At 74.3% G+C, this 12,756-nt stretch carries 12 protein-coding genes and 1 pseudogene; 6 read left to right on the forward strand and 7 right to left on the reverse strand.

What is annotated here, in order from left to right:
- Window positions 1-7 precede the first annotated feature (7 nt).
- Window positions 8-991: a 4-hydroxy-3-methylbut-2-enyl diphosphate reductase gene (locus J2S46_RS24740; RefSeq protein ID WP_191293956.1), complete on the forward strand. Its 984-nt coding sequence runs from the start codon at window positions 8-10 to the stop codon at window positions 989-991.
- A 168-nt stretch (window positions 992-1,159) separates the two neighbouring features.
- Window positions 1,160-1,906 carry a polyphosphate--glucose phosphotransferase gene (ppgK, locus tag J2S46_RS24745; RefSeq protein ID WP_191293957.1) on the forward strand — a complete coding sequence of 249 codons (747 nt, stop codon included), beginning with the start codon at window positions 1,160-1,162 and terminating at the stop codon, window positions 1,904-1,906.
- Window positions 1,907-2,017: 111 nt separating this feature from the next.
- On the opposite strand, the gene J2S46_RS24750 is transcribed toward ppgK, so the two are convergent.
- Window positions 2,018-2,638, reverse strand: a complete 621-nt coding sequence (locus tag J2S46_RS24750; protein ID WP_191293958.1) for a DUF6542 domain-containing protein — start codon at window positions 2,636-2,638, stop codon at window positions 2,018-2,020.
- A 118-nt stretch (window positions 2,639-2,756) separates the two neighbouring features.
- On the opposite strand from J2S46_RS24750, the gene J2S46_RS24755 reads away from it, so the two are divergent.
- Window positions 2,757-3,140: a VOC family protein gene (locus tag J2S46_RS24755; protein WP_191293959.1), complete on the forward strand. Its 384-nt coding sequence runs from the start codon at window positions 2,757-2,759 to the stop codon at window positions 3,138-3,140.
- Between the two features lie 76 nt (window positions 3,141-3,216).
- A complete protein-coding gene (gene ychF / locus J2S46_RS24760; RefSeq protein WP_190214545.1) occupies window positions 3,217-4,290 on the forward strand; it encodes a redox-regulated ATPase YchF in 1,074 nt (357 codons plus the stop codon).
- 172 nt (window positions 4,291-4,462) lie between these two features.
- Here ychF and J2S46_RS24765 read toward each other — a convergent pair whose 3' ends face one another.
- The 3 genes from J2S46_RS24765 to cutA form a co-directional block, all read right to left on the reverse strand.
- Entirely contained in the window at window positions 4,463-4,723 is a 261-nt protein-coding gene (locus tag J2S46_RS24765; RefSeq protein ID WP_191293960.1) for a Txe/YoeB family addiction module toxin, read from the reverse strand.
- Entirely contained in the window at window positions 4,720-4,977 is a 258-nt protein-coding gene (locus tag J2S46_RS24770; RefSeq protein ID WP_191293961.1) for a type II toxin-antitoxin system Phd/YefM family antitoxin, read from the reverse strand. Before J2S46_RS24770 ends, J2S46_RS24765 begins: the two co-directional genes overlap by 4 nt.
- Window positions 4,978-5,080: 103 nt before the next feature.
- On the reverse strand, window positions 5,081-5,404 hold the full coding sequence (gene cutA / locus J2S46_RS24775) for a divalent-cation tolerance protein CutA (protein WP_191293962.1): 324 nt from the start codon (window positions 5,402-5,404) through the stop codon (window positions 5,081-5,083).
- Between the two features lie 103 nt (window positions 5,405-5,507).
- Here cutA and J2S46_RS24780 point away from each other — a divergent pair, with 103 nt between their 5' ends.
- Window positions 5,508-8,315 carry an SCO7613 C-terminal domain-containing membrane protein gene (locus tag J2S46_RS24780; protein WP_191293963.1) on the forward strand — a complete coding sequence of 936 codons (2,808 nt, stop codon included), beginning with the start codon at window positions 5,508-5,510 and terminating at the stop codon, window positions 8,313-8,315.
- Between the two features lie 59 nt (window positions 8,316-8,374).
- On the opposite strand, the gene J2S46_RS24785 is transcribed toward J2S46_RS24780, so the two are convergent.
- Together J2S46_RS24785 and J2S46_RS40915 are read right to left on the reverse strand one after the other, a co-directional pair.
- Window positions 8,375-8,989, reverse strand: a complete 615-nt coding sequence (locus J2S46_RS24785) for an HAD-IA family hydrolase (protein ID WP_370882329.1) — start codon at window positions 8,987-8,989, stop codon at window positions 8,375-8,377.
- Between the two features lie 95 nt (window positions 8,990-9,084).
- Window positions 9,085-10,229: pseudogene (locus J2S46_RS40915) on the reverse strand (dihydrofolate reductase family protein).
- Between the two features lie 309 nt (window positions 10,230-10,538).
- On the opposite strand from J2S46_RS40915, the gene J2S46_RS24800 reads away from it, so the two are divergent.
- Window positions 10,539-11,930 carry a DUF3616 domain-containing protein gene (locus tag J2S46_RS24800; protein WP_370882235.1) on the forward strand — a complete coding sequence of 464 codons (1,392 nt, stop codon included), beginning with the start codon at window positions 10,539-10,541 and terminating at the stop codon, window positions 11,928-11,930.
- Between the two features lie 166 nt (window positions 11,931-12,096).
- On the opposite strand, the gene J2S46_RS24805 is transcribed toward J2S46_RS24800, so the two are convergent.
- Entirely contained in the window at window positions 12,097-12,684 is a 588-nt protein-coding gene (locus tag J2S46_RS24805) for a pyridoxamine 5'-phosphate oxidase family protein (RefSeq protein WP_191293967.1), read from the reverse strand.
- Window positions 12,685-12,756 lie beyond the last annotated feature (72 nt).

A 12,756-nucleotide genomic window follows, 5' to 3' on the forward strand; every position in this document is an offset into this window, starting at 1 on the left:
CCGTACCATGGGAGCCATGTCCACCACTGCTCAGCGCCGCGTCCTGCTCGCCGCCCCCCGGGGCTACTGCGCGGGTGTCGACCGCGCCGTCATCGCCGTGGAGAAGGCCCTTGAGCAGTACGGGGCGCCGATCTACGTCCGCAAGCAGATCGTCCACAACAAGTACGTCGTGCAGACCCTGGAGAAGCAGGGCGCGATCTTCGTCGACGAGACGGAGGAGGTGCCCGAGGGCTCCATCGTGGTCTTCTCCGCGCACGGCGTCGCGCCGTCCGTCCACGACGAGGCGAAGGCCGGCAGGCTCGCCACCGTCGACGCGACCTGCCCGCTGGTGACCAAGGTCCACAAGGAGGCCGTCCGGTTCGCCGAGGAGGACTACGACATCCTGCTGGTGGGCCACGAGGGCCACGAGGAGGTCGTCGGCACGATGGGGGAGGCCCCGGACCGGATCCACCTGGTGGACGGTGCCGAGGATGTCGCCAATGTCACCGTGCGTGACGAGAGCAAGGTCGTCTGGCTCTCCCAGACCACGCTCTCGGTCGACGAGACGATGGCCACCGTCGGCGAGCTCAAGAAGCGCTTCCCGCTGCTGGTCAGCCCGCCCAGCGACGACATCTGCTACGCCACCCAGAACCGCCAGGTCGCGGTCAAGCAGATGGCGCCCGACGTCGACCTGCTGATCGTGGTCGGCTCCAAGAACTCCTCCAACTCGGTGCGCCTGGTCGAGGTCGGCCTGGAGTACGGCGCCAGGGCCGCCCACCTGGTGGACTTCGCCGACGAGATCGAGGAGTCCTGGCTGGAGGGCGTCACCACGGTGGGCCTCACCAGCGGCGCCTCGGTGCCCGAGATCCTGGTCGACGGAGTGCTGGCCTTCCTCGCCGAGCGCGGCTACGCCGACGTCTCGATCGTGAAGACCGCCGAGGAGCACCTGATCTTCTCGCTGCCCAAGGAGCTCCGCCGCGACCTGCGCGCCGAGGCCGCCGGCAAGCTCTGACCACCGCCCGTCCGCAGTCCGTCCGACGCCCGGGAGCCCCACGGGGCCCCGGGCGTCGTGCTGCCCGTCCGCGGGTATCAGCAGGCGGGGCCGACCGGCCTCTCGTACGTTGGTGCCGGAACGGCCTTCCGTACGGTTGCACAGGCCTGTGGACAGAAGGGACGACGCATGACGGCGAACGTATTCGGCGTGGACATCGGCGGCTCCGGCATCAAGGGTGCCCCGGTGGACCTACGGCGCGGAGTGCTGGCCGAGGAGCGCCACAAGGTGCTGACCCCGCGCCCGGCCTCGCCCGAGGCCGTCGTCGCCGCGGTCTGCGAGGTCGTCCGGCACTTCGGCCACCAGGGCCCGGTCGGGCTGACCTTCCCCGGGGTGGTGGTCGGCGGCCACACCCGGACGGCCGCCAACGTGGACAAGGGCTGGATCGGCCTGGACGCGGAGGGTCTCTTCCGGGAGGCCCTCGACCTGCCCGCCACGCTGCTGAACGACGCGGACGCGGCCGGCCTGGCCGAGACCGCCCACGGCGCGGGCAAGGACCGGGACGGCGTGGTGCTGGTGCTCACCTTCGGCACCGGCATCGGCAGCGCGCTCTTCGCGGACGGCGTCCTGGTGCCCAACACCGAGCTGGGCCACCTGGAGCTGCGCGGCAAGGACGCCGAGCGCCGGGCCTCCTCGGCCGCCAAGGAGCGGCACGAGCTGACCTGGGAGCAGTGGTCCGTGCGGGTCGACGAGTACCTGGACCTGGTGGAGGGCCTGTTCTCGCCGCAGCTGATCATCATCGGCGGCGGGGTCAGCCGCAAGCACGAGAAGTTCCTGCCGCTGCTCAAGAAGCGCGAGGCCGAGGTCGTCCCGGCGGAGCTGCGCAACGACGCGGGCATCGTGGGCGCGGCGATGGCGGCGGCCAAGGCCGGCTGACCGGCCGGGTGACGACGGGGGCGCGGACGCGCACCGGGGGCGGCGCCGCCGCAGGCCCGGTCCGCCGTTTCCGGCCCGCCCGGGTGGAGCCGCCCGGGCGGGCCGGAACGGTCAGCGGTTGCGCTGGATGCGGCGCTGCGCCACGAAGCGCGCCAGTACGATCGCCGCGGCCAGCCCCGTGCCGCCGAACAGCCAGCCGGCCCGCAGCGCCAGCCCGGTCGCCAGCGCCACCACCTGCGCGGTCACCCCGGAGCTGGACACCGGCCCGAGCAGCAGCAGCGCCGCCGCGAAGGCGATCGGCCCGCTGATCGGCGCGGCCAGCAGATCGGCCGGGCGCACCCGTACCGCCAGCTGGAAGCAGACCACCAGGTAGCCGACCCCGAACAGCACGCCGAGGCCGCCGAAGACCAGCCGGTCGACGCCGGCCCCCAGTACGGTGCCGGCCACCGCCAGCACCCCGGTGCCCACCGCCGTCAGCCGGGCCGGCCGGCCGCCGCGCGGCCGCTCCCCCCGGGACCTGCCGCCCAGGGGCAGCCGGAGTCTCAGCCGGGGGCCGGTCGCCGGGCGGGCGCCGTCCCGGACCCCGGAGGCCGCCCGCAGCCTGGGCCGGTCCGGCCCTTCGGCGGCGGCCCGCTCGGGGGCCCGGCCGGGGCCCGGTACGGCGGCCCCGGCTCCGCCGTTCGGCGGTCGGCGTCGGGGCCCTGGCGGCTGGGTACGGATGCTCTGCTCCACCTGGCCAACGTACGGTCCGATCAACGCCACACTGTGTAATGGTGATCGGGAGCTTGCTCCGTGTCTCCGTCCGGCGCAGTCGTATGATGGTCCGTCATCGTGCGTACGGGGAGGAACCATGACGGCGGACTTCGGCTTCGAGCGGTTGCACCACGTGCAGCTCGACATGCCGGCCGGGGCCGAGGAGCTGTGCCGGGAGTTCTGGGTGGGCGTGCTCGGCATGACCGAGATCGATAAGCCGCCGGTGCTGGCGGCCCGCGGCGGCTGCTGGTTCCGGGGCGGCGGCGTCGAGGTGCACCTCGGGGTGGTGGCCCACTTCACCCCGTCCGCCAAGGCGCACCCCGGCATCCTGGTGAACGGCCTGGACGGCCTGGCCGCCCGGCTCGTCGCCCACGGCCATCACGTGGTCCGGGACGGGAACTTCCCCGGGTACCGCCGCTTCCACGCCGCCGACGGGCTCGGCAACCGCCTGGAGTTCCTGGAGCCTGAGCCGGTCGGCTGAGCGCCAGCCCGTAGACTGGGGGATCGGCCCGTACGGTGGCCGCTCCACTCCCTCCGAGCCCACGGGACTGCGCTTCATGTCGCTCACGATCGGAATCGTCGGCCTGCCGAACGTCGGCAAGTCGACCCTTTTCAACGCCCTGACCAAGAACGACGTGCTGGCGGCCAACTACCCGTTCGCCACCATCGAGCCCAACGTCGGCGTCGTCGGCGTTCCGGACGCCCGGCTGAACAAGCTCGCCGAGATCTTCGGCTCGCAGCGGATCCTGCCGGCCACCGTCGACTTCGTGGACATCGCGGGCATCGTCCGCGGCGCCTCCGTGGGTGAGGGCCTGGGCAACAAGTTCCTCGCGAACATCCGTGAGTCCGACGCGATCTGCCAGGTCATCCGGGCCTTCGTCGACCCCGACGTGGTGCACGTGGACGGCAAGGTCTCGCCGAAGGACGACATCGAGACCATCAACACCGAGCTGATCCTCGCGGACCTCCAGTCCATCGAGAAGGTGCTGCCCCGGCTCCAGAAGGAGTCGCGCCTGAAGAAGGAGTCGGCCGCCACGCTGGCCGCCGCCGAGGCCGCCCAGAAGATCCTGGAGGAGGGCCGGACCCTCTTCGAGGCCGGCTTCGACTCCTCCTCGGTCCGCGAGCTGCACCTGCTCACCACCAAGCCGTTCCTCTACGTCTTCAACGTCGACGAGGACGAGCTCACCGACGAGGAGTTCAAGGACGCCCAGCGCGCCCTGGTCGCCCCCGCCGAGGCGATCTTCCTCAACGCGAAGATCGAGTCCGAGCTGATCGGCATGGACGAGGACGAGGCGCTGGAGCTGCTCCAGTCGATGGGCCAGGAGGAGACCGGCATGGCCACCCTCGGCCGCGTCGGCTACGAGACCCTCGGCCTGCAGAGCTACCTCACCGCCGGCCCCAAGGAGACCCGGGCCTGGACGATCAAGAAGGGCGCCACCGCCCCCGAGGCCGCCGGTGTGATCCACACCGACTTCCAGAAGGGCTTCATCAAGGCGGAGATCATCTCCTTCGACGACCTCGTCGAGTGCGGCTCGATCGCCGAGGCCCGCAGCAAGGGCAAGGCCCGCATCGAGGGCAAGGAGTACGTCATGCAGGACGGCGACGTGGTGGAGTTCCGCTTCAACGTGTAGCCGTACGCGTGCGGCAGGTCGGGCGACCGGTCAGGCGTGCACCACGGAAGGGGTCGGACCCGGTCGGGTCCGACCCCTTCTCCGTCGCCGTGCCGGAGGGGCGCTGGACGTTCCGGCGCCAGGTCGGTGACGACGGGGGCTCGCCCTGCCTTCGGTGACGGGCGACCTCGGCTCAGCCCTCGTAGTGATAGCGACACTGGGCGATCAGGACCGAGTCCTCGGTGGCTTTGTGGATCAAGCGGTGCTCGTCGTTGATCCGACGCGACCAGTAGCCCTGGAAGCCGTGCTTGAGCGGCTCCGGTTTGCCGATGCCCTCGTTGCCGTTGCGCGCGACGTCCGCGACGAGGGTGTTGATCCGCCTGAGGACTTTGCGGTCCTGGGCCTGCCACCACAGGTAGTCCTCCCAGGCCTGGGAGGAGAAGGTGATCTTCACGACGGGTCCGTCAGCTCCCGTACGGTCCCTCCGCCGTTCTCCAGCTCCTCGAAGGAGGCCAGGAGGCGGCGGGCGTTGGCGGGGCTCCGCAGCAGGTATGCGGTCTCCTTGAGGGACTGGTAGTCCTCCAGGGAGACGATGACCACGGGCTCGTGTCCGGCGCGAGTGATCACTATCTCCTCGCGGTCGTCGGTCACCGCGTTCAGTACCTCGGCGTAGCGAGCACGGGACTCCGAATAGGTCATCGTCTTCATGGTCCGACTCCTCCGCTGGGTACAGGAAACTGTACGCCCGCCCGGTGTCGGCGGCGCGAACCCTCCTTGCTGCCGGGTCGCCGCCGCCGACCCGCCCGGGCGGTCAGCCGGCGGTCTCGGTCCGTACCCAGTCGAGGTAGGCGGGGCTGCCGGCGAGGACCGGGACGGCGATGATCTCCGGGGTGTCGTAGGTGTGGTGCGCCGTGACGAACGCCGCGAGCCGGTCGAAGAGTTCGGCGCGGGTCTTGAAGTCGACCCGCCACTCGGATTCGGTCCGCACCTCGCCCTCCCAGCGGTAGACCGAGGTGACCGGGTGGAGCTGGGCGCAGGCGGCCAGCCGTTCGCCGACCACGGCGGCGGCGAGCGCGCGCGCCGCGTCCTCGGCGTCGTGGGTGGTGGTGACCACGAAGAAGGCGGGGGTCGTCATGGGGGCAGCCTAGGGCCCGGGCCGGCCGTTCGTGGGGCCCCTCGCGCGGTGTTTGAGTACCCGTACTCATGTGCGGCGCCCGTTCGGCCGGGACACTCTGGGCATGACCAGCACACCCTCCACCGGCCCCGCCGCTCCCGGCCGGGTGCCGTCGTGCCCTGACTGCGGGGCGCCGTTCGAGGCCGAGCGGCCCGCCCGCTGTGGTCGGTGCCGGCTTCCGCTGGACGGCCCGGCCGCCGCGACGCTGTGGCAGGTGACGCTCGCGCTGCAGAGCGTCGAGGCGCAGCGGCTGGTGCTGCTCCGGCAGCGGGACGACCTGCTCGCCGGGCTGCGGGCCCGCCGGGACGAGCCCGGGGGCGTCCCGGCGGGCCCGCAGCCCCCGTGGGGTCCGCCTCCGCCCGCGACCGGGCGCCCGGAGGTGTCCGGGCGGTCCGCGCAGACCGTCCTGCTGGTGCTCGGCGGCCTGCTGGTGACCATCGCGGCGCTGGTCTTCACCGTGGTCAGCTGGGGGTATCTGGGGATCGGCGGGCGCGCCGCCGTGCTGGCCGTGCTGACCGGATGCGCCCTCGCACTGCCCCCGCGACTGCGCCGCCGCGGCCTGTCCGCCACGGCCCAGACCTCGGCGGCCGTGGGGCTGGCCCTGGTGCTGCTGGACCTCTTCGCCGCGCGGGCCGCCGGCCTGCTGGGTCTGGACGCCGTCGCCGCACCCGCCTACTGGGCGGCGGCCACCGCGCTGACCAGCGCCGGAGCGGCGGCGTACGGATGGTTGCTGCGGCTGCGCCTCCCGGTGGCGGCCGGGTTCCTGCTCGGGCGGCTGCCCGGGCTGCTCGCCGTCCACGCGCTCGGACTGGACGGCGTCGACGCGGCGGCCACGGCGATGGTGGCCACGGCCGCGGTCGACCTCGCGGTGCTCCGGGCGGTGGCCGGCCGTGGTGAGGCCAGGTCTCTTCCGGCCGCCGGCCCGGTGTTCCGCCAAGCCGTCGGCGCGACGGCCGCGCTCTGGGGTGGGCTGGGCGCGTTCCTCGCGGGGCAGGCCTCACTGTCGGCCGTGCTGCAGCCGCGCCACCCGGCGGCAGCAGCGGACGAGCGGTGGACCGTGGTCGCCTGGGCCTGGCTGCCGCTGGGCTGCTTCGCGCTGCTCGCGCTGGCGGTGTCGCTGCGCCACCCGCGCCGCGCGCAACCCGGCCTGCCGGCCGGCGGTCGGCGGGTGGCGGCCGCCCTCGGCGGCGCCGCGCTCCTGGCCGCCGGCGGTGGAACCGTCGCCGCGGCGCTGGCCCGGGAGTGGGGAGCGGTCGCCTACGCGGCGCCGGCCGGGCTGCTCGCCGTGGCGACGGGCGCGCTGCTGCGGGGTTCGGTGAGCGGCTCCGCGAGGTCCGGCGCGCCGGCTCCCGCGTCGGACCGGCCGCCGGGCCGGGTCGTCCCGCTCGGGCTGTTCCACTCCGCCGTGCTGGTCCTGCTGGTCGCCTCGGCGCCGGCGCTGGGCGAGATCGTGCCGGCTGTCCTCGCACCGATCCGGCACATCCCGGCGGCCTGGGCGGACGGGCCGTCAGCATCCTGGGAGTGGTCGCTCGCACCGGCCGCCGGCACCGGTCTCTGGCTGCTGCTGGCCGTGCTCGCCGTGCTGACCGCGTACGGCCTGACGCGGGCCGACCTCGGCCTGCCGTCCGCTGAGGCCTCCCCCGGTCCGGCTTCCCCCGGTCCGGGTTCGCCCATCCCGGCCTCTCCCCATGAGGCCGCCGCCGTTGCGGCCCCCGGTTCCGGTTCCGGCCCGGCCGAACCGGGCCGCGCCTTCGCCACGGCCACCGCGCTGGTCGGTGTCCCCGCCCTCGCACTGCTGCCGGTGGCCCTCGGGCTGCCGTACGGTGTCGCGGTCGCCGTCGCGGCGGGGTCCGCGGTCGCCGCCGTGGGGTACGCCGTCTCACGCCCGGTGCGGCCGGCCACCGTGGCGGCGCTGGTCACGGCCGCGGTGCTCGCGCTCCTCTGGGCTCCGGCCGACCGGGTGGCGACCATCGCGGTGCTCGCCGTGCTCGCCGCCCTCTCGGCCGCCCTGACGGTCCGCGCCGCCTCGGTGCCCACGGGGCGGTGGCTCGCCGTCCGACCCGCGGTGACCGCCGCCTGCGCCACGGCGGCACTGGGCGCCGAGGCCGCCGCCGTCACCGCCACGGCGGGGGCGGCCCATGCGGACGTGCTGCTGGCGGTGCTCGCGGTGGCGGTCGCCTCCGCCCCGGTGGCGGCGTGGGCCGGAGGCGGTGTCTCGCGGGCGGTGGAGCGTACCGGCTACGCCCTCGGCGGGTTCGCCCTGCTGCTGACCGCCACCGCCACGGCGCCCGGGCGACTGGCGTTCGCGCTCGCGGTGGCCGGCGTCGCGATGCTCGGGGTCGCGCTGCGGCCCGACCGGCGCCGCGCGGCGTCGGTCGCCGCGACCGCGCTGCTGATCGGCTCGTCCTGGATCCGGCTGGCGCTCTCCGGGGTGGGCACGCCGGAGGCGTACACCCTCACGGTGGCCGTGGCGGCCCTGGTGATCGGGGTGCTGCACCGGCGGCGGTTCCCCGAGGCGGGGTCCTGGACGGCCTACGGTCCCGGTCTCGGCCTCGGGCTGCTGCCCAGCCTGCTGGCGGTGTGGGCGGACGGGGGCCGGCTGCGCCCGCTGCTGCTCGGCTCGGCCGCGCTGGCGGTGACGGTGCTGGGCGGGCGGCTGCGGCTGCGGTGCCCGCTGCTGCTGGGCGGGGCGACGCTGCTGCTGGTCGCCGTGCACGAGTTGGCCCCGGCCGTGGTGCAGGTGCTCGGCCTGTTGCCGCGCTGGGTGCCGCTCGCCTTCGCCGGCCTGCTGCTCCTGGTGCTGGGGGCGACCTACGAGCAGCGCCTGCGGGACGCCCGCCGGCTGCGGGCGTCGCTGGGCCGGTTGCAGTGAGCCCGCCGGCGGTCCGACCGGTCGCGACGGGTCGGACCGCCGACCCGGCTCGGGTCGGCTCAGCCGACCCGGACGGTCAGCCGGCCGTCGGCGTCGGCGGTCACCTCGACCTGCTCCAGCGAGTCCGCCTGGACGGTCGGCCGGTGGGCGGCGGCCCGGGGCCCGATGCCGACCACCTGCATGCCGGCCGCCAGGGCGGCGGCGACGCCGGCCTCGGAGTCCTCGAAGGCCAGGCAGTCTGCCGGGGCGAAGCCGAGGGCGGCGGCGCCCTTGAGGAAGCCCTCGGGGTCGGGCTTGCTGGCGCCGACGGACTCGGCGGTGACCAGGACCGGCGGCAGCGGCAGCGCGGCCGCGCCCATCCGGACCCGGGCCAGGCCCTCGTCGGCGGAGGTCACCAGGGCGTGCGGGAGGCCGGCCAGCGAGGCGAGGAAGGCGGGCGCCCCGGGGACGGGGACGACGCCGTCGGTGTCGGCGGTCTCCTCGGCGAGCATCAGCCGGTTCTCCTCGATGTTCTGCTCCATCGGGCGGTCCGGCAGCAGGATCGCCATCGAGAGGTGGCCCTGGCGGCCGTGCACGACGCGCATCGCGGCGTCGCCGTCCAGGCCCTGCCGGGCGGCCCAGCGGCGCCAGCAGCGTTCGACGACGGCGTCGGAGTCGACCAGGGTCCCGTCCATGTCCAGCAGGAGGGCTCGGGCGGACAGCTCGGTGATGACGGGCACGGTGGTACTCCTCGGAGGGCCGATGTTTGTTTCAAAATGATACAAACAATTCAGCCGATCAGATGCGCGTTCACCGCCCGGGCCGCCGCCGCCAGCTCCGGCAGCTCCACGACCTCGATCCCGGCCGCCTCCAGCAGGGCCGTGCCCTGGCAGTCGGTGACGAACAGGTCCGGCTCGCGCCAGGCCACCACCACCCGGGCGACCCCCGCCGCGATCAGCAACTGCGAGCAGGTCAGCGGCCGGGAGGCGCGCCGGCCGCAGGGTTCGAGCGAGCTGTAGACCGTCGCGCCCAGCAGCCTCGGGTCCCCGGCGGGGAGCTTCGCCAGGGCGGACTCCTCGGCGTGCACGAGCGGGTCGCCCTCCCGGCTCCAGCCCTCGCTGACGGTCGTCCCGTCCGCGCCGACCACCACCGCGCCCACCGAGAAGGCCGTTTCGGACGGCGGGCACAGCTTCGAGAGCTCGACGGCCCGGCCGAGCAGGGCGAGATCGACGGCTCGCTGGTCAGCGGTCACGGTGCGGGCTCCTTCGGGGCGTACCTGAGCAGGACGACATCACCCACCGTACGTGCCTCCAGCAGCCGCATCCGCCGGGCCGGGCCGCCCGGGAACGCGGCCGGGTGCACGAACCGCGGCGCCGCGGCCTGGCCGACCAGCAGCGGGGCGACCACCAGCTGCAGCTCGTCGGCGAGGCCTTGGGCGAGGAACTGGGTGTGCACGCTGCCGCCGCCCTCCACCATCAGCCGCCGCACCCCGCGGGCGCCCAGATCGTCCAGCACCGCGCCCAGCCCGACCTCGGCGCCGAGCGCGACCACCTCGGCCAGGCCGTCCAGGGCCGGCCGCAGCCGCCGGGCCCCGGCCTCCGTCGTGTAGGCGACCTTGCCGCCGCCGGTGTGCCAGAACCGCAGGTCCGCGTCGAGCGCGCCGCTCGCGCTGAGCGTCACCTTCAGCGGGTACGCGGGGCGCCCGTCGGTGACCCGGGCGGCCCGCCGGCCCGGGTCGTTGACGAGCAGCCGGGGGTTGTCGGCGCGCAGGGTGTTGCCGCCGACCAGGATCGCGTCGCTGTCGGCGCGCTGCGCGTCGACCCGGTCGAAGTCGGCCGGGTTGGAGAGCAGCAGCCGCTCCGGCGAGGCGTCGTCGAGGTGCCCGTCCAGCGACATCGCGGCGCTCAGCAGGACGTACGGGCGGGTTGGGGCCATGGGTGCGGGATCCGTTCTACTCCGGTGCACGGCCAACGGTACGACCGGGCGCGGACGGCCACCCGCAGCCGCCCCCCGACCCCGGCCGGTTCCCGGCCCGGCGCCGTCCGGCCAGGTGGCCGCCGCGGCCTGACCGCCCACCGGTGCGCCGGGCCCGCGCGGGCACCGGCCGGCGGTGCGTCCCGGCGGGGCGTCACCAGCGGAAGGACGGTGTTCGCCCGCCGGCCCGGTGTTGTAGGGGCGGCGTTCGCCCGGGGACCTCAGCCTGGTCCGGACCTCGCACCGCCCCGCCGTAGAAGGGCCCCACCAGTGTCGTACCCGCGCCGTCCGCTCGGCCTCGCCGCCGCGCTCACCCTGGCCGCCGCACTGCCCGCCGTCGTCATCCCCGCCGCCCCCGCGCTCGCGGTGACCTACGGAACCCCCACCATCGCGCTCTCCGCCGGCTACCTCTCCGGCGCGGTGGGGGCGACCGGTGACCCGACCGTCACCGTCACGATCGCCCAGAGCGGTGCGGACGTCTCCGCGCTGACCGTCGCGGCCTCGGCCAGCACCAAGACCGCGGTGGCGAAGACCACGGACGTCACGGTGGCCGGCACGACCGGCAGCCGCGTCCTCAACGTGGCCGCGCGGGGTGTCGGTTACACGGACCTGACGATCAAGGTGACGGGCCTCGGCGGCAAGACCGCCACCAAGACCCTGCACTACGCGGCCTCGGCGGCCGTCCAGCACTCCGCCGACGCCCGCTACCTGACCGGGTCCAGCGACGCCTCGGCGGCCGTGGACGCGGGCAACGGCTACATCGTGGTGGCGGACGACGAGTCCAACGTGCTGCGCCTGTACGACCGCAACGCCTCCGGCGCGCCGGTGCGCACCTGGGACTTCACCTCCGCGCTCGGTGTCTCCAAGGAGATCGACATCGAGGGCGCCACCCGGGTCGGCAACACCATCTACTGGACGGGCTCGCTCGGCAACAACAAGGACGGCGAGATCAAGGCCGACCGCCGCACCGTCTTCACCACCAACGTCACCGGCTCCGGCGCCACCACCCAGCTCACCCTGGGCGGCAAGTACACCGGCCTGCGCGACGACCTGATCAACTGGGACAAGGCCAACGGCAACCACTACGGCTTCGCGGCCGGCGCCGCCGCCGGCGAGATCCCCAAGCAGATCGACGGCTTCAACGTCGAGGGCCTGGAGTTCGCGCCGGGCAGCACCACCACCGCCTTCGTCGGGTTCCGCGCCCCGCTGACGCCGGCCGTCACCAACGGCAAGGCGCTGCTGGTGCCGGTCACCAACTTCAACCAGCTGCCCGGCGGTTCGGTGCACGCGACCTTCGGCACGCCGATCGAGCTGAACCTGGGCGGCCTGTCCGTCCGGGACATCCGCCGCAACGCGGCCGGCCAGTACCTGATCGTGGCCGGCTCCTGGGCCGCGGACGACAACTCCGACCCGTACGCGCTCTACCGCTGGGACGGCCTGGCCGGCACGGCCCCGGTCAAGCTGCTCGACCTGCCGACCACGGACGCGGGCGGCTGGGAGGCTGTGGTGGACGTCCCCGACCTCACCGTGTCCGGCGCCCGGGTGCAGCTGATCACGGACGACGGCTCCGCCGACCTGTACAACGACGGCACCGAGGCCAAGGACCTGACCCACCCCGAGTGGAAGAAGTCCCGCTCGACCTGGTTCACCGTCACGCCGTAACCGTCGCCGCACCATCGCCCCCGCCGGAGCGGCTCCGGCGGGGGCTTCGGCCTGCCGTCGGGCCTGCCGTACGGCTCCGCCGGGCCCGTCGGGCCGCCCCGGGCCCCGCCGGGCCCCGCCGGGCCCCGCCGGGCCCCGCCGGGCCCCGCCGGGCCCGCGAGTCCCGTCAGGCCGCCGGGCGCGGGGGCAGCGGCAGTGGCAGGGCGGGCATCCCGTCGATGCTGGTGCCGACGTGGTCCTTGCCCTCGCAGTAGGCGGCGAATTCGGGATCGGTCTTGCGGTCGAAGAAGTCCGAGTGCAGGCTGCGGTCCTCCCGGTACTCCATCAGCGGGACGGCGAAGCCGCAGGAGTCGCTGACCCGCTCGGCGTGGACCAGCACGATCGCCCGCAGGGCACTGCCGTCGGCCGCCGGGTCGAAGCGGCCGACCAGGCCGGCGAACCGCGGGTCGTCGCGGAACACGGCCTCGCCGCGCCCGTGCACCCGCACCACGGTGGGCGGCCCGGTGAAGGCGCACCACATCAGGGTGATCCGCCCGTTCTCCCGCAGATGGGCGATGGTCTCCGCGGTGCTGCCGCCGAAGTCCAGGTAGGCCAGGGTGAGTTCGTCGATGACGACCAGGGTGCCGGAGCGCCCCTTGGGGGAGACGTTGACATGGCCGTCGTCCGCCAGCGGGGCGGTCGCGGTGAAGAAGACCGGCTGGCTCTCGATGAAAGCGCGCAGCCGTCCGTCGATCCGTTCGTAGGTCTTTCCCATGCCCCGATTCTCCAGCAGGAGGGCCGTCCGGGGGCAGTCCATTTTTCAATCGTCTCTTATGCTGAGACCAAT

Source organism: Kitasatospora herbaricolor (assembly GCF_030813695.1).
GTDB lineage: Bacteria > Actinomycetota > Actinomycetes > Streptomycetales > Streptomycetaceae > Kitasatospora > Kitasatospora herbaricolor.